Source organism: Pseudoalteromonas sp. SiA1 (genome assembly GCF_018732205.1).
In the GTDB taxonomy this organism is placed as follows: Bacteria; Pseudomonadota; Gammaproteobacteria; order Enterobacterales; family Alteromonadaceae; genus Pseudoalteromonas; species Pseudoalteromonas tetraodonis.
The window spans coordinates 1670364-1691257 of sequence record NZ_CP076084.1; the positions used below are offsets into that span (position 1 = coordinate 1670364).

19 protein-coding genes are annotated in these 20894 nt (G+C 41.6%); 14 read left to right on the top strand and 5 right to left on the bottom strand.

What is annotated here, in order from left to right; genetic code table 11:
* Genes KK487_RS07660 through KK487_RS07670 form a run of 3 tightly spaced genes read right to left on the bottom strand, consistent with a single transcriptional unit; the run spans position 1 to position 3266 of the window.
* Positions 1 to 1608: a carboxyl transferase domain-containing protein gene (locus KK487_RS07660; protein ID WP_033103471.1), complete on the bottom strand. Its 1608-nt coding sequence runs from the start codon at positions 1606 to 1608 to the stop codon at positions 1 to 3.
* A gap of 10 nt (positions 1609 to 1618) precedes the next feature.
* Complete coding sequence (locus KK487_RS07665; protein ID WP_013464901.1) at positions 1619 to 2794, bottom strand: isovaleryl-CoA dehydrogenase; 1176 nt, start codon at positions 2792 to 2794, stop codon at positions 1619 to 1621.
* A 37-nt stretch (positions 2795 to 2831) separates the two neighbouring features.
* Entirely contained in the window at positions 2832 to 3266 is a 435-nt protein-coding gene (locus KK487_RS07670; protein WP_008114692.1) for a MerR family transcriptional regulator, read from the bottom strand.
* 330 nt (positions 3267 to 3596) lie between these two features.
* Here KK487_RS07670 and KK487_RS07675 point away from each other — a divergent pair, with 330 nt between their 5' ends.
* The 12 genes from KK487_RS07675 (at position 3597) to KK487_RS07730 (ending at position 14992) form a co-directional block, all read left to right on the top strand.
* Positions 3597 to 4778: a thiolase family protein gene (locus tag KK487_RS07675; RefSeq protein ID WP_215522119.1), complete on the top strand. Its 1182-nt coding sequence runs from the start codon at positions 3597 to 3599 to the stop codon at positions 4776 to 4778.
* 70 nt (positions 4779 to 4848) lie between these two features.
* Positions 4849 to 6339 carry a CoA-acylating methylmalonate-semialdehyde dehydrogenase gene (locus KK487_RS07680; RefSeq protein ID WP_215522120.1) on the top strand — a complete coding sequence of 497 codons (1491 nt, stop codon included), beginning with the start codon at positions 4849 to 4851 and terminating at the stop codon, positions 6337 to 6339.
* 120 nt (positions 6340 to 6459) lie between these two features.
* Entirely contained in the window at positions 6460 to 7617 is a 1158-nt protein-coding gene (locus KK487_RS07685; RefSeq protein WP_033103468.1) for an acyl-CoA dehydrogenase family protein, read from the top strand.
* A gap of 10 nt (positions 7618 to 7627) precedes the next feature.
* Complete coding sequence (locus KK487_RS07690; RefSeq protein ID WP_013464905.1) at positions 7628 to 8407, top strand: enoyl-CoA hydratase; 780 nt, start codon at positions 7628 to 7630, stop codon at positions 8405 to 8407.
* Positions 8407 to 9564 carry an enoyl-CoA hydratase/isomerase family protein gene (locus KK487_RS07695; protein WP_138764571.1) on the top strand — a complete coding sequence of 386 codons (1158 nt, stop codon included), beginning with the start codon at positions 8407 to 8409 and terminating at the stop codon, positions 9562 to 9564. Before KK487_RS07690 ends, KK487_RS07695 begins: the two co-directional genes overlap by 1 nt.
* Positions 9565 to 9568: 4 nt before the next feature.
* Complete coding sequence (gene mmsB, locus KK487_RS07700; protein WP_013464907.1) at positions 9569 to 10468, top strand: 3-hydroxyisobutyrate dehydrogenase; 900 nt, start codon at positions 9569 to 9571, stop codon at positions 10466 to 10468.
* 9 nt (positions 10469 to 10477) lie between these two features.
* Positions 10478 to 11248 carry an SDR family oxidoreductase gene (locus KK487_RS07705; RefSeq protein WP_215521654.1) on the top strand — a complete coding sequence of 257 codons (771 nt, stop codon included), beginning with the start codon at positions 10478 to 10480 and terminating at the stop codon, positions 11246 to 11248.
* 360 nt (positions 11249 to 11608) lie between these two features.
* Positions 11609 to 12052: a T6SS immunity protein Tdi1 domain-containing protein gene (locus tag KK487_RS07710; RefSeq protein WP_215521655.1), complete on the top strand. Its 444-nt coding sequence runs from the start codon at positions 11609 to 11611 to the stop codon at positions 12050 to 12052.
* A gap of 103 nt (positions 12053 to 12155) precedes the next feature.
* Positions 12156 to 12644: a hypothetical protein gene (locus tag KK487_RS07715; RefSeq protein ID WP_215521656.1), complete on the top strand. Its 489-nt coding sequence runs from the start codon at positions 12156 to 12158 to the stop codon at positions 12642 to 12644.
* Between the two features lie 109 nt (positions 12645 to 12753).
* The gene (locus tag KK487_RS07720) at positions 12754 to 13410 is read left to right on the top strand and encodes a DUF4145 domain-containing protein (RefSeq protein ID WP_215521657.1); all 657 of its coding nucleotides are present in this window, start codon (positions 12754 to 12756) and stop codon (positions 13408 to 13410) included.
* A gap of 96 nt (positions 13411 to 13506) precedes the next feature.
* On the top strand, positions 13507 to 13920 hold the full coding sequence (locus KK487_RS07725) for an energy transducer TonB (RefSeq protein WP_215521658.1): 414 nt from the start codon (positions 13507 to 13509) through the stop codon (positions 13918 to 13920).
* A 520-nt stretch (positions 13921 to 14440) separates the two neighbouring features.
* The gene (locus KK487_RS07730; RefSeq protein WP_010389965.1) at positions 14441 to 14992 is read left to right on the top strand and encodes a cytochrome b; all 552 of its coding nucleotides are present in this window, start codon (positions 14441 to 14443) and stop codon (positions 14990 to 14992) included.
* A gap of 49 nt (positions 14993 to 15041) precedes the next feature.
* Here the strand turns inward: KK487_RS07730 and KK487_RS07735 are convergent, their stop codons facing one another.
* Both KK487_RS07735 and KK487_RS07740 read right to left on the bottom strand, forming a co-directional pair.
* Complete coding sequence (locus KK487_RS07735; protein WP_215521659.1) at positions 15042 to 16589, bottom strand: methyl-accepting chemotaxis protein; 1548 nt, start codon at positions 16587 to 16589, stop codon at positions 15042 to 15044.
* A gap of 183 nt (positions 16590 to 16772) precedes the next feature.
* Entirely contained in the window at positions 16773 to 18290 is a 1518-nt protein-coding gene (locus tag KK487_RS07740) for a leucyl aminopeptidase family protein (protein WP_215521660.1), read from the bottom strand.
* Between the two features lie 240 nt (positions 18291 to 18530).
* Between KK487_RS07740 and KK487_RS07745 the strand changes: the two genes are divergently transcribed.
* Together KK487_RS07745 and KK487_RS07750 are read left to right on the top strand one after the other, a co-directional pair.
* On the top strand, positions 18531 to 20348 hold the full coding sequence (locus KK487_RS07745) for a protein kinase domain-containing protein (RefSeq protein WP_215521661.1): 1818 nt from the start codon (positions 18531 to 18533) through the stop codon (positions 20346 to 20348).
* A 58-nt stretch (positions 20349 to 20406) separates the two neighbouring features.
* Positions 20407 to 20838: a DUF3859 domain-containing protein gene (locus KK487_RS07750; RefSeq protein ID WP_013464918.1), complete on the top strand. Its 432-nt coding sequence runs from the start codon at positions 20407 to 20409 to the stop codon at positions 20836 to 20838.
* Positions 20839 to 20894: the final 56 nt, after the last annotated feature.

A 20894-nucleotide genomic window follows, 5' to 3' on the forward strand; every position in this document is an offset into this window, starting at 1 on the left:
TTACATTCTAAATACGCCAAACTTAGACTCACGCTGTGGTGCATTTTTAGCTGCAGTTAATGCAAGCCCCAACACATTACGTGTATCGACAGGGTCTATAATGCCATCGTCCCATAAGCGGGCACTGGCATAATAAGGATGACCTTGTTGTTCGTATTGACTAATAATTGGCTTTTTAAAATCGCTAACTTCTTGCTCGCTCATGCTTTCGCCTTTACGGGCTAATCCATCTTGTTTAACTTGTGCCATAACACCGGCAGCTTGCTCACCACCCATGACTGAAATACGGGCATTTGGCCACATCCACATCATGGTCGGTTCAAATGCACGGCCACACATACCATAATTGCCGGCGCCATAAGAGCCGCCAATAAGCACGGTGAATTTTGGAACATCAGCACACGACACCGCCATCACCATTTTAGCGCCATGTTTAGCAATGCCTTCGGCTTCGTATTTTTTACCGACCATAAAGCCAGTAATGTTTTGTAAAAATACCAATGGAATATTGCGCTGGGCACACAGCTGAATAAAGTGCGCGCCTTTTTGCGCTGACTCACTAAATAAAATACCGTTGTTAGCCACTATGCCCACAGGGTTGCCATAAATGCTGGCAAAGCCTGTCACCAGTGTTTCGCCAAAGTAACGTTTAAATTCATCAAAAGACGAGTCATCTACAGTGCGGGCTATTACTTCACGCACATCAAATGGCTTTTTAAGATCAGTACCAACAATGCCGTAAAGCTCGTTAATATCGTATCGTGGAGCTTTTACGTCAGCTAATAATGGGGCGGTAGGGCGTGTGTAATTAATTCGCTCTATACATTGGCGTGCAATTGATAATGCATGCGCATCATTTTCTGCGTAATGATCGGCCACACCCGATGTTTTACAATGAACATCGGCGCCGCCAAGCTCTTCTGCGGTGACTTCTTCACCGGTTGCCGCTTTTACCAGTGGTGGGCCTGCTAAAAATATAGTGCCTTGCTCTTTTACAATAATACTTTCATCGGCCATAGCGGGCACATAAGCACCGCCTGCGGTACATAAGCCCATAACCACTGCAATTTGAGGAATGCCTTTACCCGACATACGTGCTTGATTGTAAAAAATACGCCCAAAGTGCAGTTTGTCTGGAAATACATCGTCTTGCTCTGGCAGGTTGGCACCGCCAGAATCAACTAAGTAAATACACGGTAAGTGGCAACGCTCAGCAATATCTTGTGCGCGTAAATGCTTTTTAACAGTAAGCGGGAAATAGGTGCCACCTTTAACTGTCGCGTCGTTTGCAATCACCATACATTCAACGCCTTTCACGCGACCAATACCTGCAACCACACCGGCACAAGGTATCTCTTGTTCATACACACCAAATGCAGCAAATTGCGATATTTCTAAAAAGGGTGAGCCTTCATCTAATAAAGTACTGATACGGTCACGAACAAACAGCTTTCCTCTGCTTTCATGGCGCTCTTTAAGTGCAGCGCCACCACCTAAGCTAATATTGGCAACTTTATCGCGTAAATCATCCACCAGCGCCGACATATTTTTGTGGTTTTGCACAAAACTAGGATCGTGGGGATTAACGCTCGATTTTAAAATCGTCATAAATTAATCCTTAACGGCTTTCAGTAAATAATTCACGGCCAATCAACATGCGGCGTATTTCTGAAGTGCCTGCGCCAATTTCGTATAATTTCGCATCACGCAGTAAGCGACCTGTTGCGTATTCGTTTATGTAGCCATTGCCGCCTAAAATTTGGATTGCATCAAGGGCCATTTTAGTTGCAAGCTCTGCAGCGTATAAAATTGCGCCAGCTGCGTCTTTACGGGTGGTTTCGCCGCGATCACAAGCTTTTGCTACTGTGTACACATAAGAGCGGGCTGCATTCATTTGTGTATACATATCGGCAATTTTGCCTTGAATTAACTGAAATTGACCAATCGGGCTGTCAAACTGCTTACGCTCATGAATGTAAGGCACCACAATGTCCATACATGCTTGCATAATTCCTAACGGGCCTGCAGCTAAAACAACTCGCTCGTAATCAAGGCCGCTCATAAGTACCTTAACGCCTTCGTTTAAGTTACCTAAAATGTTTTCTTCGGGTACTTCGCAGTTATCAAAGACCAGTTCACAGGTGTTTGATCCGCGCATACCGAGTTTGTCGAGTTTTTGTGCGGTAGAAAACCCTGGGAATGTTTTCTCAACAATAAAGGCGGTAATACCTTTCGCACCGGCATTTAAATCTGTTTTTGCGTAAATAACCAGAGTATCAGCGTCAGGGCCATTGGTGATCCACATTTTATTGCCGTTTAAAATGTACTTATCGCCTTTTTTCTCGGCTTTAAGTTTCATTGATACAACATCAGAGCCTGCATTAGGCTCACTCATGGCCAAGGCACCAATGTGTTCACCGCTAATTAGTTTAGGTAAGTATTTTTCTTTTTGTGCTTGTGATCCATTACGGTTTATTTGATTAACACACAGGTTTGAATGCGCACCATAGCTTAAGCCAATAGAGGCACTTGCACGGCTAATTTCTTCCATGGCAATAACGTGCTCTAAATAACCTAAACCCGCACCACCAAATTCTTCATCGACGGTCATGCCTAAAACGCCCATTTCACCCATTTGCGGCCAAAGTTGATTGGGAAACGCATTATCAAGGTCTGTTTTTTCAGCTAGTGGGGCAATTTCTTGACTTGCGAAGCTATTAACATGACTGCGGATCATGTCCGCTGTTTCGCCAAGACCAAAATTCATTTCTTTATATAGTGAAATAGTGCTCATGATTCATTCCTGTGTGTTTGATGACGTTTATTATATTTTATTCATCTATTTTGCTAAGCGTGTCGCGACAACGACGTTCTGCGGTAACCAACTCCATTAGTACAACTTTAATGTCGTCCATTTGTTGAGATAGGTCGGCCTTTTTTTCGCTGATGAGGTCAAGCATAGTAACTAACTGTTTAGCGCTTGATTTGTCTGCATCATAAAGTTCAAACAAACGACCGGTTTCAGCCAAGGTAAACCCTAAACGTTTACCACGAAGTATTAACTTAAGGCGTACTTTATCGCGCTTTGAGTAAATACGAGTTTGGCCGTTGCGCTCTGGTGATATAAGCCCTTGGTCTTCGTAAAAGCGAATAGAGCGCGTGGTAATATCAAATTCTTTCGCTAATTCGCTGATACTAAAAGTCTGTTCGTTCTTAGCCGGCTCATTGGCTGAATTTGCAAAGTTTGTTTGATTATCTGATTTCATTGTAATGTTTACCTCATTCGAATATCACCAATATAAGTGAAGTTTACGTAAAGGTAAAGTGCGATCTGGTTGTTATACTTTAGACGTACAAAATAAATGCGGATTTACACTAGAAGTTGAGTGTTTATAAACGTTATAAGCCATTTCAGGAGGTTGTAATACATTTTTAGCAAGCTTGCTTTTCAGTTTTTACACTAATTAGAAAGTTGATTTTAGATTTACGTTGGCGTAAACGTAAATTTTATGTATGCTCGTATTTATCAGATTAGTTTAAACATTAAGCTAAACATAATAAAACATGTTTGCGGTAATTGAAAATGGAGCCTTTTTATGTCTTTTGAAAGCGTTGTAATTGTAGCAGCAAAGCGCACCCCAATGGGTGGATTTATGGGCGCACTAAGTGATGCGCAGTCTACCGAACTAGGTGCTACAGCTATTGCAGGTGCACTTGCTCAAACGGGTTTAAGCAATGATGCAATTGATGAAGTGATTATGGGCTGTGTATTACCAGCTGGCTTAGGCCAAGCGCCTGCACGTCAGGCTATGCTTAAAGCAGGGCTAGCACTAAGCACCGGCGCTACCACAATTAATAAAGTATGTGGCTCGGGTTTAAAAGCGGCCATGTTAGCGAATGACCTTATTAAAGCAGGTTCTATTGAATCAGCCATTGCCGGTGGTATGGAAAGTATGACTAATGCGCCTTATTTTATTCCTAAAGCACGTGGCGGCATGCGTATGGGCCACGGTGAAATAAAAGATCATATGATGAGCGATGGCCTTGAAGATGCTTACGACAATAAAGCAATGGGTTGTTTTGCTCAAGACACGGCTGATGAATATGGCATCGGCCGTGAGCAAATGGACGCGTTTGCACTGGGTTCGTTAAGTAAAGCAAACGCAGCCATAGAAAATGGTAGCTTTGACAACGAAATCGCCCCTCATACTATTAAAACCCGCAAAGGTGATGTAACAGTTTCAATTGATGAACAACCTGGTAATGCTCGCCCTGAAAAAATCCCAAGTTTACGTGCAGCATTTAAAAAAGACGGCACCATTACTGCGGCAAACTCATCGTCTATTTCAGATGGTGGCGCAGCACTGATTTTAATGAGCGAATCAAAAGCAAAAGCAGAGGGTTTAACACCACTTTGCAAAATTGTTGCTCACAGCACGCATTCTCAAAAACCCAGTGAATTTACCGTAGCGCCTGTTGGTGCAATGAACAGTGTGCTTGAAAAAGCAGGGTGGACAACCGCAGATGTTGACCTATGGGAAATTAACGAAGCGTTTGCCATGGTTACCATGCTAGCTATTAATGAGTTAAAGCTTGATGAGAACAAAGTTAATGTTAACGGTGGCGCTTGTGCATTGGGTCATCCTATTGGTGCTAGCGGTGCGCGTATTTTAGTAACACTTATCCATGCACTTAAAAACCGGGGTCTTAAAAAGGGCGTAGCCTCTTTATGTATTGGTGGCGGTGAAGCTGTTGCCATGGCCGTAGAAGCACTTTAACTAATAATAAAGCCGCAGCAACTATAACAAAAACGCTGCGGTACCCAATTTAATCAATAGGATTTTAATTATGCACCAAGTACCCTTACTCATTAACGGCGAATTTATTCAATCAACTTCAAATGAACTAATTGATGTTGTAAATCCTGCTAATCAAGAAGTGTTAGCGCAAGTACCTTGTGCTACAGACGCTGAAATGGACGCGGCTATTGCCTCTGCCAGCGAAACGTTTAAAACGTGGAAAGACGTACCAATCACAGAACGTGCGCGCATTATGATGAAATACGCGGCGCTGTTAAAAGAAAACCATGATGAATTAGCCACTATTATTTGTCATGAGCTAGGTAAAACATTTGAAGATGCAAAAGGCGATGTGTGGCGTGGTATTGAGGTAGTTGAGCAAGCTGCTAATGCACCATCATTAATGATGGGCGAGACGATGGAAAACGTAGCGCGTAAAATCGATACCTATTCATACATGCAGCCACTAGGTGTATGTGCAGGTATTACCCCATTTAATTTTCCGGCCATGATCCCACTTTGGATGTTCCCACTGGCAATTGTGTGTGGTAATACCTTTATTTTAAAACCGTCTGAGCAAGACCCACTTACGCCTATGCGCTTAGCTGAGCTATTTATTGAAGCCGGTGCACCTAAAGGCGTGTTACAAGTCGTGCACGGTACTAAAGCACAAGTAGACCGTTTATTAGAAGACAAAGCGGTTCGCGCTATTTCGTTTGTTGGCTCGTGTGGTGTGGGTGCATACATTTATTCTAAAGGCACACAACACCTAAAACGTGTGCAAGCCTGTGTGGGCGCTAAAAACCACATGGTAATTATGCCTGATGCAAGCAAGTCTCACGTAGTTAATAACTTAGTAGGCGCATCAGTTGGTGCGGCAGGCCAGCGTTGTATGGGTATCTCAGTGGCGGTATTTGTTGGCCAAGCAAAAGACTGGGTTGATGAAATTAAAGCTGGCTTTGAAGGTGTACGCCCAGGTGTATGGGATGATGCAGACGCTGCATATGGTCCGCAAACATCACCAGCTGCAAAAGCGCGTATTTTATCATTGATTGCCGATGGTAAAGCGCAAGGCGCAACCTGTTTAATTGATGGCTCTGATTTTACTGTTGAAGGGTTTGAGCAAGGTAACTGGGTAGGCCCAACGTTATTTACTGATGTAACCAAAGAGATGAACTTGTACAAAGAAGAGATTTTTGGCCCAGTACTGGCGTGTATGTTTGTAGATACGCTTGAAGAAGCCATCGCCCTTATTAACGAAAGCCCTTACGGTAACGGTACCTCATTATTTACATCAAGTGGTGCAGCTGCACGTAAGTTCCAACACGAAATTGAAGTGGGTCAAGTGGGTATTAATGTGCCTATTCCTGTGCCACTGCCATTTTTCTCGTTTACTGGCTGGAAAGGCTCATTTTATGGCGATACGCATACATACGGTAAGCAAGGTATTCGTTTTTATACAGAAACTAAAACTATTACCTCTCGTTGGTTTGAGGATGACATTGCCTCAGGTCCAAACATGAGTATTAATCTTAAATAATATTGCACTGAATAATTAATAAAAAAGAGGGGCACAACACACAGTGTTGTTGCTCCTCACTAATTACTCCCGTTATGGGATGCTCTGACAACAAACAAAACACACTTAAAGAGGTCTACCATGGACTTTAACTTATCTGAAGATCAACAAGCCTTTGCGCAAACCGCTCGCCAATTTGCAGAGTCTGAACTAGCACCACACGCTGCCAAGTGGGATCGCGAACATATTTTTCCTAAAGACACAATTAAAGCCGCTGGTGAGCTAGGTTTTTGTGGTTTATACACCCCAGAAGAAGCCGGTGGCTTAGGTTTATCTCGCTTAGATTCAAGCATTATTTTTGAACAGCTGGCGATGGGCTGTACCGCAACAACGGCCATGTTAACTATTCATAATATGGCAACCTGGATGATAGCCAGCTTTGGTACCGATGCAGTAAAAGACAAATACGTTGAGCAATTGGTAATGGGTGAATTACTTGCATCGTACTGTTTAACTGAGCCAGGCTCGGGTTCTGATGCTGCTTCATTAAAAACTAAAGCAGTGCGTGACGGTGATGAGTATGTTATTAACGGCTCAAAAATGTTTATTTCAGGCGCTGGTGAAACCGAAATATTAGTGGTCATGGCGCGTACGGGAGCCGACGGCCCTGGCGGTATTTCGGCTTTTGTTGTACCTGCAGATGCACAAGGCGTTGAATACGGTAAAGCAGAAGAAAAAATGGGGTGGAATGCACAGCCCACACGTTTAATTAGCTTTGAAGATGTGCGTATTCCAGCCGCAAACTTATTAGGCCAAGAAGGTGAAGGCTTTAAATTTGCAATGCAAGGTTTAGACGGCGGCCGTATTAATATTGCCACTTGCTCTATTGGTACAGCACAAGCGGCACTTAATACCGCACGTGAGTATTTAAAAGAGCGTACCCAATTTGGTAAGCCATTGGCTGCGTTTCAAGCGCTACAATTTAAAATTGCTGATATGAATACCGAGCTTGTAGCAGCACGCCAAATGGTGCGCTTAGCGGCGTTTAAACTTGATACTAACGACAGTGAAAAAACCACTTATTGTGCTATGGCTAAACGCTTTGCAACCGATGTAGGTTTTACTGTTTGTAATGACGCGCTGCAAATTCACGGTGGCTACGGTTACATAAAAGAATACCCGCTTGAGCGCCATGTTAGAGATGTACGTGTTCATCAAATTCTTGAGGGCACTAACGAAATTATGCGTGTGATTATTGCGCGTCGTATTTTAGCCGAATCAGCCAGCGAAGTTTTATAAGGAGGTTAGTATGTCAAATCCTAGCATTGAATTAACTATTGAAGGTCATGTTGCTATTTTAACCATGTCGAATCCGCCAGCGAATACCTGGACGAAAGACACCTTAGTGGCGCTTAAAGACACGGTTAACCAATTAAATACCAATAAAAATATTTATGCGTTAGTACTGACTGGTGAAGGCGAGAAGTTTTTTAGCGCCGGTGCCGACCTCAATGTATTTGCCAGTGGCGATAAAGGTGTAGCTGCAGATATGTCACGTGTATTTGGTGAAGCGTTTGAAGCGCTAACTAATTTTAGAGGTGTGTCGGTTGCAGCCATTAATGGCTATGCAATGGGTGGCGGCCTTGAAGTAGCGCTTGCTTGTGATATTCGTATTGCAGAAGAGCAAGCACAAATGGCGTTACCTGAAGCAAAAGTGGGTTTATTACCGTGTGCTGGTGGAACGCAAAACTTAGCATGGCTTGTTGGCGAGGGCTGGGCAAAACGCATGATTTTATGCGGTGAGCGCTTAAAAGCCGATAAAGCCCTACAAATTGGCTTAGTGGAAGAAGTGGTTGCACAAGGTGAAAGCTTTGCCGCAGCATTAAAACTGGCAAACCAAGTAGCAGAGCAAAGTCCATCGTCGGTTGCTGCATGTAAAACCTTGATTCAAAAAGGGCGTCATCAACCAATGGCGAATACATTGCCACTGGAGCGTGAACTGTTTGTTGGTTTATTTGATACCGAAGATCAGCAAGAGGGCGTGAACGCCTTTTTAGAAAAACGTAAAGCTATTTGGGTGAATGGCTAATGACAGAGCTTACTCGTTTAAATTCAGCTGATGCTGCCGTGGTATTTGAAACAGCAACCACAGACAATGGCCGACTCATTGGTTTTGCAACCTTAAATGCGCCTAAATCGTTAAATGCCCTTAATTTTGAAATGATCAGCTTACTCGAGCCGCAACTACAGCAATGGGACAAAGACGATAACATTGCATTAGTGGTTCTTAAAGGCACTGGTGAAAAAGCATTTTGTGCCGGTGGCGATGTAGTGAGCTTACACAAAGCAATGAGTGAGGGAAAACCGAGCTCACTGGTTGAAGAATTTTTTACTCAAGAGTATCAGCTAGATTACCTAATTCACTGTTACAACAAACCCATTTTAGTGTGGGGTAACGGGATTGTAATGGGCGGCGGTTTGGGTTTAATGGCCGGTGCTAGCCACCGTGTGGTTACCGAAACATCACGCATTGCTATGCCTGAGCAAACTATTGGTTTATACCCAGATGTAGGCGGCAGTTATTTTTTACATAAAATGCCCGCCCATGTTGGTTTGTTTTTAGGGCTGACCTCGGCCTCGATTAATTGTGAAGACGCTAAGCTTGTATCGCTTGCCGATCACTTTGTTAATGCCGACAAGTACCCAGAGCTTGTTGAAGCATTACTCAATACTAAATGGGGTAAAACAGCAAGTTTAAATCACGACAAGCTAAGTACCTTGCTTATTGAGTTAGATAACAACTCTAGCCGTATGCCAAAAGGCAATTTAAAAGCAAACTTAAGCTTGATTCAAAAGCTTGGCGAGTTTGACACGTTACAGCAGCAGGTAGATTACATTTTAAATCTAAACACAGATGACAAATGGCTACAACGCGCACAAAAATCGTTGGCGCATGGTTGCCCTTTAAGTTGTGCCTTAGTAAGTGAGCAGCTCAAACATAGCAAAGGTAAAAACTTAGCTGAGTGTTTTAAAATGGAATTGGGCATGTCGGTTCGTGCCGGTGAAGTGGGCGAGTTTCAAGAAGGTGTACGTGCCTTACTAATCGATAAAGATGGTGCGCCACAGTGGCAGTTTAAATCGTTAGCTGATGTACCAAAAGAAGTAGTAGAGAGCTTTTTTGCAAACCGCTTTGGCGAGCAACATCCGCTAGAGCCGTACTTTTCACAACTAAATTTACAAGGGTAAAGCGATGAGTAAACTTAATATAGGATTTATTGGTTTAGGAAACATGGGCGGCCCAATGGCAGCAAACTTAGTTAAAGCAGGCCACAGTGTACGCGTGTTTGACTTAAGTGCAGAGGCCGTTAAAGAGCTTGTGAATCATGGGGCTAGTGCGGCGCAAAGCGCCAGTGACTGTGCTCACGAGGCTGATGTGCTAATTAGCATGCTACCGGCAAGCAAACATGTTAAATCACTTTATTTAGGCACAGACGAGCAATCGGGTTTAATTAAAGTACTAAGTAAAAGCACGTTAGTGATTGATTGTTCAACCATAGATGCACAATCAGCACGTGACGTTGGCCATGCCCTAAGTGAGCAAGGTATTGCGTTTGTTGATGCACCGGTATCGGGTGGTGTAGCAGGGGCAACAGCGGGTACGCTGACCTTTATTGTGGGTGGTGAGCAAGCTGCATTCGATAAAGCCAATACGGTATTAGTCGATATGGGTAAAAACATATTCCATGCCGGTGATATTGGTGCAGGGCAAGTTGCCAAAATATGTAACAATATGCTGTTGAGTATTTTAATGGCGGGTACCAGTGAAGCTATTCAAATGGGCATTAATAACGGTCTCGATGCAAAAGTACTCAGTGACATAATGAGCGCAAGTTCGGGTCGTAACTGGACGTTAGAACTTTATAACCCCTGCCCAGGTGTTATGGAAACCGCACCAGCTAGTAACGACTATAAACCTGGCTTTATGGTCGATTTAATGGCTAAAGACTTAGGCCTTGCTATGGAAGCAGCGCAGCAGAGTAATTCACTGACGCCAATGGGCTCAATGGCTAAAAATTTATACACTATGATGCAGCACCAAGGTGCAGGCAGTGATGATTTTAGTGCCATTTTTAAATTGTTTTCGAAGTAGGAAAGTATTGTGGAAATAAAAAATAATACCGTAGTTATTACCGGTGGCGCACAAGGCTTAGGTTTTGCAATGGCGCAAAAGTTTGCCTTAATGGGCGCTAATATTGCCTTAATTGATATGGCGCAAGCCCAATTAAATGAAGCAACCGATCAACTATCTGCATTAGTAGGCGTAACAGGCACTATTAAAGGCTACAGCGCTAATGTAACCGTTGAGAGCGAAGTTGAAGACGTATTTAATACCATTAACAGTGACTTTGGTCACATTGGGGTATTAATTAACAATGCCGGCATTTTACGCGATGGCATGTTTATAAAAGCCAAAGATGGCAAAGTGGTTAAAAAAATGTCGCTTGATCAATTTCAATCAGTGATTGACGTTAACCTTACAGGCGTATTTTTAGCAGGGCGCGAAGCGGCTAGCCACATGATTGAATCTGGCAAAGGTGGCGTAATTGTAAACATGTCGAGCGTAGCGCGTGCGGGCAATATTGGCCAAACAAATTACGCCGCATCAAAAGCGGGTGTTGTAGCATTAACCACTACATGGGCTAAAGAACTTGGCCGTTTTGGTATACGCGTTGGCGCCATTGCACCAGGCGTTATTAGCACCGCCATGACAGATGTTATGAAGCCAGAAGCAAAACAACGCATGCTAGCTGTAACGCCCGTAGGGCGCTTAGGTGAAACGGCTGAAATAGCCCATACTGCACAGTACATTATCGAAAACGACTTTTTTACTGGCCGTGTAGTAGAGATAGACGGCGGTATTCGTTTGTAAACTAATATTTATAAACGTATGAGTGTTAGTTGATTAAAAAGCACAGCCTTTTGGGTTGTGCTTTTTTTGTTTTAAATCGCAGCTTGATAATTTAATCATGATTAGAAACAGAGATTTCATAAACGATATTCAACTTAAAAAGATACTGTGTATATAGACAGTTGATGATGTTTTATCTAATAACATTATTAAAAGTCGTTTTGGTGTATTTTAACAACGATAATTTAGAACTTGCGTAATAACTTGTTTACATTGAAGTTGTTTAGTGGAATTATTGTGCAATGTAATATACGCCGTTTTGGAGTTTTATAACCCCCCAAAGTGGTGTTCAATAAGCTGTTAGCTTTCTAGGAAGTTCAGATGACATTAAATGACTTAACGGTAAATTTCTCGCACCTTGAACGAGACTCTCTGTTATCTGAATGGGAGTGGTTATTGGATGGAGAATATTTACCTATATTGCTTTCAGCTTCCGGTGATGCATTTGTTCAAAATATAAATAATGGCCAAGTTTGGTGGCTAGACTCAGGAGGCGGTGAGTTCTCACAAGTAGCGGAGACACCTGAAGGCTTCAATGAGTTGTTAGCCGATAAAGAGTTCGTTATAGAATATTTTGCAGTTCAAATGGTAGGTGATTTAATAAAATCAGGTAAATCATTATCACACAACCAAATTTATAGCTTAACAAAACCTTGGCTGTTTGGTGGTGAGTATAAAATTGAAAATATTGAACCAACTGATATTGAGGTTCATTTTTCCCTAACAGGTCAAGTGGCACAACAAGTTGGTGTAAGCGAAAGCTAACAAGGCCGTTAAACAAAGGACACAAAATAGCAGGCTGTGCTCCTTCGTCGCTAATTTTAGCCTGCTATTTTGTGCCGTTTACGGCAAGCGTTAGTTGCCTAAAGTGAACCAAGTGCAGATTTCAAGTTTAAGTCAGGCTATAGATTGCCAAGCGGAGATAAATAGATTTTTGGCATTGAATGGCATCAAAGACCTCGTTGGAGACTATGGTGAGTTGTTATCGCATAAGGCTTTGGGCGGAGATCGTATGAATGCTGTGAATCGTGGATTCGACATCATGCATCAGGACCATGGAAGGATTGAGGTCAAGACTCGAAAATGGGAACTCAAAAAAGACGGCAGCACCCACAAAGAGGAGCGAGCGGTCGGTTTCACTGGCAAAGAAGGCCAATTCGATAAATTGGTCCATGTGATTCTTGATGTCGATTTCAGTGTGAGATATGCCTGTATGGCGATTTATAGCGAAGTTTGGCCAGAGATATTGCGAACTACCAATAAAGTTAGCTTTAAAGTCTCTTCCAAACTACCAAATAGCATCGATATTACGAACGAGATAAAGGAAGCCGAGAAAGCATTGCGCAACGGCACCTAACAAATAGTTCAATCGCCCCTGCGGGGCTCTAGGACAAATGGCTACGCCATTTGCCCATTAACAAGGGCGTTATGCCCGTCGAAGGCTCGGAATCAATTAAGGACTAATTATGAATAAGAAATTGACTCAAAGGTTTGTCGAATTGGAGAGTCAACTCAATGATATTGAGGCTACGAAGAGGAGCGTCAATGGAGCCTATGGAACGACAGAGGCTATTGATACCGAATTATTTACTGGCTGGAAAGTTAAAGTTAAGAATCTATTGGTTACTGCCTGCGGAGAAGAATCGCAGCACTTTGTGGCTTTCGAAGCAGGTGAAAAGCGAAGAGCAATGGAATCAGACTACTCCATTAAAAAAAGACTTGGTGCTATCTTTCTAGCTGCGAAGGAAGATTTTGATGGAGGATATCTGGCTTCACTAAAATATTTGGTTCAGGCTGAAGTATTTGATAGTGAATTAGAGCAGGCAACAGAATTACTTAATAATGGTTATAAACTTGCTGCAGCCGTTATCTCAGGAGTTGTACTTGAGACTGCATTGCGAGACCTTTGCGAAAGTCATTCAATTTCTCACGGAAAGCTTGACACAATGAATGCGCAGTTAGCGAAATCAGGCGTCTATAATAAGCTTCAACAAAAGAGAATCACTGCTATTGCCGATATTCGAAATAGTGCAGCTCATGGTAAGCCGGAAGAATTTCAAGATTCAGATGTTGAAAACATGATTAGAGATGTAGAGAGTTTTCTACTTAGCTATATGGCATAACAAGGCGCTGCTGTCGGACAAATTTTCCGCTACGCTCCAAATTTGCCGCAGAGCGCGACGTTAGAGCTACTGAAAATTCAGACTATGGAGTATAAATTGAAGGGATATAAAATTTTTGTTACGGCCATCACCGCCACAGCGATTTTAGGTGGTTGCGCAAGCACTCAAAGTAAAATAATTTCAGAAAATAATGGTGTAATTAAATACGAATCTCGCTGTGGGAAGCATAAGTACACGAAAGAGCAAAATTTAGCAGACTCCGTCCACAATATGCTGCTTTCAACAAAGGCTCCTAAATACCCAGTAAAAGCAGCTCGCAACAGAATACAGGGCTATACGAAACTAGAGTTTGACATCTCATCTGATGGCCAGCCAATAAATATCAATGTCATAGAAGCTTACCCGTCAGAAGTTTTTAATTCTGCTGCTATCGAATCATTTTCAGGTTGGCGTTACAAGCCTACAGCTAGCAGTTGTCATAGTATTCAACTTGATTTTAAATTGGGCTAATGTAGCTCTAACAAGTTACTCAAAAGGACGCAAAACGCTTGGCTTGCGCTCCTTCGTCGCAAATTTTAGCCAAGCATTTATGCGCCCATTAGGAACCAAAGGGGTAAAATCTTGACTTCATACATCAAAAGAGCGAGCTGTCTAAGCATTGGTTAGCATACAAAGGAGCCAAAGGGGTCAAATCTTGACTTCAGACATCATAAGAGCCAATTCTTCAAGCTTTGGCTAGTCTAAATCACTCGTCGTTCTCAGTACTCTTTCATTTGCTGCCGTTTGTTATTTTTAAAACACGTTAATTGTTTAAAACGGTAACTAAAGGTTGCCGTTTTTTGCCTACTATTTAAGTTTATTTTAAGTTTGCACAGTTATTGTAATTAAAACCTTTAAACTATTCATCTGAGTTAATAACTCATTCTATGTTTCAGATCATTAAAGAGAGAATGATTAAAGGTTAACCTTTAATCATGTACTTATACGCATAAGTGAGCTTTTAACTTTAATCCGTTTATAAGGAGGTATTATGAATTTTAAAAATACAGATACTCATTACAATACACTCTCTGTTGCTTTACATTGGTTGATGTTTATTTTAATTGTGACTGTGTACGGCAGTATTGAACTTCGCGAATTATTTGACAAAGGCACTGAAACGCGTGATGCCTTTAAAATGTGGCATTTTATGTTGGGTTTATCGGTTTTAGCTTTAGTCAGCGTGAGGGTAGTTGCGCGTGTAGTGGGCGGCTCGGTACCAGCTATACACCCTGAGCCTGCAAAGTGGCAAGATAAGTTAGCTAAATTTGTACACCTTGCGCTGTATGTGTTTATGTTTGCTATGCCAATTGCTGGCTGGTTAATATTAAGTATGGCAGGTAAACCTGTGCCATTTTTTGGTTTAGAGTTGCCTCCATTGGCAAGTGAAAACAAAGAGCTGGGTAAAACCATTAAAGAAATACACGAAACAGCGGGCGAAGTTGGTTATTACGTAATAGGCTTACATGCGGCGGCTGCATTATTTCATCATTACATTTTGGCTGATAACACCTTTAAACGTATGCTGTTTTCTAAAAAATAAACACATCACATATAGAAAGGGAGACCATGTGTCTCCCTTTTTATATTAATTAATGAGTTGTACTTTTAAACCCAATTCTAAACCCGCCCCAATGTTTACCGTTTACATAAATTGGCACCGAGAGGTCATGCAGTATTTCACCGGTATCACGTTTATAGGTTTGTAATAAAAAGCTTTCGGTGTGGCTACCACAGCGAATTCCTGTCGGGTCATTAAAAATACGTTTAGTACGGTTGTTTACTAAATCTTTTTCAAAGTTACCGGTTAGGGCTTGGCTATAGCGTTTGTTATGAGTAGGAAAGTAGCCCTTAGTATCAACGGCTCCTGCAAAAATTATGTCTTTATTTTCCAGTATTGGTTCTTGAATAGCCGGCAGTGATTGATCTGTCAGTTTATCGTAATCGGTTGTGTACTTGGTTGGATTAGTATTCTCGATGGGTTTATAGTTTTGCGAAAAAAGTTGTTGCTGGGTTATTTTTCCGCTTTGGATCCAACCCTCAAAACATTCGCCAATTGCTTTACTGGCGTGTTTAGCCGATATCAGGATTGGTTTAAAGAATGCGTCATACTCTATGTTTTCAAGCTCTCTAAATATTGATTCTGATCCCAGCGATAAAGAAGACGCTTGCTGAGAAATTGTACTGCCTTTTTTAGTAACTTCGCCCAATAAACTACTAATACTAGTGACTGAGCTATTTATTTGTGTGGTTGCATGCTGAAATGCAGAAACAGACTGATGCATACTATCAAGCGCGGTAGATGAGGCACCAATATCTTGGTTAATCGTTAAAAAGGATTGAGTCACGTTTTCAAGCTCTGATTTTACAGAAATACTTTGCTGTGAAACCTGCTTCATATCTTCATTGGTTTTTATACTGTTGGCGTTAATGTCTGTGAGCATGTCTGCAATTTGTTTGGTTGCTTCATTGGTTTTATTTGCAAGGTTACGCACTTCGTCGGCAACAACCGCAAAACCACGACCTTGCTCACCTGCACGAGCGGCCTCTATGGCCGCATTTAAAGCAAGTAGGTTGGTTTGCTCTGCAATGTTTTGAATAACTTGGGTAATGCTTTGTATATCACTGGCACTTTTTAATAATAAATCTAATTGCTGGGCCACTTTATCTATAGAGCCTGATAACGAATCAATTTGGCTGGTGGCCGTTTGTAAGCGGCTATCGGCAGAGCTTGAGGCTTGCGCTGTTTGTACCATTGCTTGATTAATAGTGGTCATGCTGTCACTGAGTTCAGTACTATTTTGTGAAAGCTCGTGTGTGGCACGCCCGACAGTTTCACTCTCGTTATAACAAGCGTCTATTTCTTTAGATAAGCTATCAACATAAAATGACACTTCAGCTGCGCCTATGGCATTTTTTGAGGTGGCTTTGGTAATGTTTTGTGCAATTTTGTTATTGAACGACTGCACGGCACCTAGTGACGAATTGTTATTTGCTGATTCAGATTTTGCTGGTTTTATATAAAAAATTGCAGATAACAGCACTATAATTGTTGCAGCAATGGTGGAGAGCTGTTCAAAATAGAAAAGAAAACAAATGCTTAAATAAAAAATGCTGTAGAGCAGGTAGGTTATTTTCATTCCTTTGACCTCGTTACTAATTGTTCCTTCTATCTTTGACTATAAATCAAACAAAATCAAATAATAAACACACTTTTAAGGATTTATTAATAGTGATGTATTGAGCTCTATAAAACTGTTTTCGTACAAAAAGCGCCAAAGTAGTAAACCTACTTTGGCGCTTTTATTCGTATTAATAAACAATTAGTTAGCTAATAACCATTCGCTTAATAAGCGAACACCAAACCCCGTTCCCCCTGGTGAAAGCTCATCTTTACCTTTTTTCACTAAGGCATTACCTGCAATATCGATATGCACCCAACGGGTATCGCCAGCAAAATGCTCTAAGAAAGTGGCAGCAGTGGTTGCACCTGGGCCACCTGAACCCACATTTGTTAAATCAGCAATGTCAGACTCCAACATATCTTTATACCCTAAGGGTAGGCGCCATAGGTTTTCGTTTACTTGTTTACCAGCTACTGTTAGTTGAGATACTAGTGTATCGTCATCTGAGAACACAGCCGCATATTCATTGCCTACAGCACGGATTTTTGAACCGGTGAGTGTTGCAACATCAATCATAATTTCTGGTTTGTAGTGCTCACGCGCATACCACATAGCATCACTTAACACTAAGCGGCCTTCGGCGTCGGTATTTAAAATTTCAACACTTAAGCCCTCAGCGGTGCGAACAACATCACCTGGGGCTACAGCAAACTGCGATACCATATTCGCAGCCATACCCATAACGGCTACCACGTTTTTGTCAGCTTTAGCTAACGCCATTGCTTTAACTGTACCAAGCACTGCAGCAGCACCGGCCATGTCTGACTTCATACGTGCAATAGATGCACCGGTTTTAATGCTGTAACCACCTGAGTCAAACGTAATGCCTTTACCAACAAGGGCAATAGGGGCATCGTCAGACCCTTTATAATGGGCAACCACTAAACGGGCACCTTGCTGGCTACCTCGACCAACAGCTTCTAATGCACCCATACCCAGTTCTTTTATTTCTTTAGGCTCCAATACTTTGATGGTTACGCCCAAAGATGCTAATTCTTTTGCCGCATTAGCAAAGTCAATAGGTGTCATTTCGGTAGCGACTTCAGAGGTTAAATCGCGGGCTAAAAAAACACCGGCTTGAATACTTTCTAATTGGGTGTAAAGCTTGCGAGTTTGCTTAGTGTTATCAACATCAAATGTATAGCTAACTGTTTCAGTGTTTGGTTCTTTTTTATAGTTTTCAAAACGATGATCGCGTAAGTTTGCACCATGGGCAAAGTTAGCAGCAAGTAATGCATTGTCACTTACACCGGTTACATCTTCAAATACAACGCTGGCAGTGCCTACTTTGGCTTTAACTAGTTGAGCGTGAATATTACCGCCTAACTTAGCTGCTTTTGCTTTATCAAACTCGCTTGTATTACCAGTACCTGCGACTAAAACGCGGCTGTAGTTACTTTTACTTGGCGCAACAAGTTGTGCCACTTTAGCATAATCGCCGGTAAAATTTTCTATATCAATAACGCGTTGCAATTGGCCATCGAACTGCTTGTCGAGCGCTTTAAATTGGCTGTTATTTCCATCTTGGCTATAAAATACAACCAGCGTATTTGCATCGCTGTTCACCTTTGAAGAAAAATCAAAGTCTGCGGCTTGGGCATTCATGCACATACTCAGAGCAAGCGCGATTGAAGAGGCTTTTATAATACGTTTCATTTTTTTAACCTAAGAATAATATAAAGGTGTGTTTTACCCTATTTACGATGCTGTGGTTAAGTAGGATACGGCGAAATAGCAAATAACAGCGATATACGTCTAAATCATGACTAAATACCATGACATAACAGCTTGATAAACATATTGTGATGCTTAAAGGTTTAATTAAAACAATGCTCGCGTTACTATCAAATATAAAGGTAACACTGCGCTTTTAACAACTAACCTAGAGAACCCGCATTGAAAGCTAAAGAAATTCGCAATTTTTATATCAACGAAGAGCAATCGGTTTATTTGCTGTCACACCGTGATGCAAAAAAACATCGTCAGTGGCTTAATATTTGTATTAAACAGCTCACTTTGCTTGGGTATAAAAAGGTAGAAATGATTGGCTCAGGGGCATTTGGGTTTGTATTTGCAGGGGATGATGAACATGGCCTGCCTTGGGTGTTTAAGTTTTCTAGAATTACGCTCGCGCAAAGTGTCCGTGATCGCCTTGAAGATGAAGCGTATATGCTTTCGCAAATCAAAAATCCCTTAGTGCCAACATTTTATGGCTTTGAGCGAATAAAAAAACAAGGCATTTTGATGATGGCGCGCGCCATTGGTGAAGACCTTGAAAAAGTATCACTAAAGCAAGGGCGCTTACCGGCCGCCAAAATAATGAGCTTAGCGGTTAAATTAAGAAATGTGTTGCTTGATTTACGTCGTCATAAAAATGGTTTAAGCCCGCAGCCTATTGTACATGGTGATATTAAACCCTCTAACTTGGTGTGGGATGAAAATGAAAAGCAGCTTTCATTGGTTGACTGGGGAAGCTCTGTTTATGCCCAAGTAGATGAACAAGGAAACCCAATTGCCAGTAATTTTATGGATTTAATGTCGGGTGACTTAAGTACTACCAATGCCCGTATGGGCGATGTGTATTTTATAGGTGATGCGCAAATGTCGGGTGAAAAGTCGTCCCCTCGTTTTGATGAGCAGGGGGTTGCATCAACGCTATATGCACTTGCCTCGGCGCAGTCTTGCCGATTTGGTGCTCAGGCTATACCTGCCAGAAGTTTAATGTTACCTAAGGAGCTGGCAAACGTTATTGATGGCATGCTTTCAAAAGAACGGTTAGTCAGAGACAAAGCAGGTGACTATTTTATGCGTAACATAGAAACCATGGCAAAAGCGTATTTACCACAACTACCAAAAACAGAAACTAAAGCGGCAATTCCGTTTTGGTTTAGCCAAGACCCCGAACCCGAAACCGTAGTTTATAGCTCTAGAAAACAATTTTTACGCCAAGCCGATCATAAACAACAACTTTTAGATGTTAACGATGCTCAGCTTGATAGGTATTATAAAGAGTTTTTATTTGATACTGGGGATACCGAAAAAGCGTTTTTAGCCTCTATTAGCCGCTTAGCTAAATATCCTGTAGTAGGAGGGCTCAGCTTTCATTGGAAAGATGAATCTTTGTATGTTGAATCGTCACTCATTATGCATGACGAGACCCTCGCAACCGCATTCACCGATGCAGTAAACAACACAGTAATGTTAGCCCAGGCTATTAGCCAAAAAGGCTTATTTAAGTGTTGTTTATTTGATGCCCGCAAAACGATTCAACTAGAGCGCGATGGCACCGGCGCGTTTAAATTTAACCAGTTACCTGAGCTTGATTATGAAGTGGTTAATGTAAAAGCCAGCGATGTAACGCGTCCGCATTCATATTTTGAAGATGGTAAAGACCCCGATGAGCAATTGCAACTGCCTAAAAAAGTGATTAAATGTGTATTTGAGCTAAACCAGATACATCATACCGGCTGTATTATTTTTGAAGCGCTGCCAGATAGGATGAAAATTCATCATTACTACAGATTACTTGATGCCAGCAAAGAAGTAGAATTTAAACGTTTACTAAATAAGCTTATGCAATACGCGGTAAATATTACCGACGTGGGGGTGGCTGGCTTTATGAAGTTACCGTATAAAAACACTCGTGAGTTTGGTTTATGTGAACAACAACCAAGCAAATATTACCCTAAAAATCCAAAGCAACTACTTAATTAATAAACCGCTCGCTTAAGCTGGTGGTTTAAAAATTGAAAGTACAAAAATAGAAAGTTCAATGGCAAAATCTAAACCACAAATTACATTACAAAGTTTCGGCATATATAGTCACTGGGACAAAGACAGTAAATCGCTACCGCAAATTACTCAATTCACTACGCAAGTCAAAGCAGAACTTGATGTAGAATTTGGTCTGATAGTTAATATTAAAAAAGCTAAAGGCGAAAAACTACATTTTTGTATTTACCACCCAGGTATTATAGATACCAATGGCGAAGTGATGCTGCCTTTTGAGGGTACTGTATATGTTAAAGACAACGACTGGTCGTTTTATTTAGGCGATACGGTATGGGAGCCTATTGAGGATAAAATAGGTGACTGGCGTATGACCCTATCTTTAGCGGGGAAAGTGATTGCAGATAAAACATTTAATCTTATTAATGAAAAAACTAAAACTGAAGACGACTTTTGGAAATACCGCGGTTATTAATTACTTCAGTTTGCAGTAACGCAAGAGCTAACGTTTATTGTTAACTCTTGCCTAAA

What these genes read in the sequence shown, in the direction of transcription:
- KK487_RS07710 (WP_215521655.1), top strand. Translation starts at nt 11,609, where the DNA reads ATGACATTAAATGACTTAACGGTAAATTTCTCGCACCTTGAACGAGAC.
- KK487_RS07740 (WP_215521660.1), bottom strand. Translation starts at nt 18,290, where the DNA reads ATGAAACGTATTATAAAAGCCTCTTCAATCGCGCTTGCTCTGAGTATG.
- KK487_RS07675 (WP_215522119.1), top strand. Translation starts at nt 3,597, where the DNA reads ATGTCTTTTGAAAGCGTTGTAATTGTAGCAGCAAAGCGCACCCCAATG.
- KK487_RS07665 (WP_013464901.1), bottom strand. Translation starts at nt 2,794, where the DNA reads ATGAGCACTATTTCACTATATAAAGAAATGAATTTTGGTCTTGGCGAA.
- KK487_RS07750 (WP_013464918.1), top strand. Translation starts at nt 20,407, where the DNA reads ATGGCAAAATCTAAACCACAAATTACATTACAAAGTTTCGGCATATAT.
- KK487_RS07660 (WP_033103471.1), bottom strand. Translation starts at nt 1,608, where the DNA reads ATGACGATTTTAAAATCGAGCGTTAATCCCCACGATCCTAGTTTTGTG.
- KK487_RS07690 (WP_013464905.1), top strand. Translation starts at nt 7,628, where the DNA reads ATGTCAAATCCTAGCATTGAATTAACTATTGAAGGTCATGTTGCTATT.
- KK487_RS07685 (WP_033103468.1), top strand. Translation starts at nt 6,460, where the DNA reads ATGGACTTTAACTTATCTGAAGATCAACAAGCCTTTGCGCAAACCGCT.
- KK487_RS07680 (WP_215522120.1), top strand. Translation starts at nt 4,849, where the DNA reads ATGCACCAAGTACCCTTACTCATTAACGGCGAATTTATTCAATCAACT.
- mmsB (WP_013464907.1), top strand. Translation starts at nt 9,569, where the DNA reads ATGAGTAAACTTAATATAGGATTTATTGGTTTAGGAAACATGGGCGGC.
- KK487_RS07720 (WP_215521657.1), top strand. Translation starts at nt 12,754, where the DNA reads ATGAATAAGAAATTGACTCAAAGGTTTGTCGAATTGGAGAGTCAACTC.
- KK487_RS07730 (WP_010389965.1), top strand. Translation starts at nt 14,441, where the DNA reads ATGAATTTTAAAAATACAGATACTCATTACAATACACTCTCTGTTGCT.
- KK487_RS07670 (WP_008114692.1), bottom strand. Translation starts at nt 3,266, where the DNA reads ATGAAATCAGATAATCAAACAAACTTTGCAAATTCAGCCAATGAGCCG.
- KK487_RS07735 (WP_215521659.1), bottom strand. Translation starts at nt 16,589, where the DNA reads ATGAAAATAACCTACCTGCTCTACAGCATTTTTTATTTAAGCATTTGT.
- KK487_RS07695 (WP_138764571.1), top strand. Translation starts at nt 8,407, where the DNA reads ATGACAGAGCTTACTCGTTTAAATTCAGCTGATGCTGCCGTGGTATTT.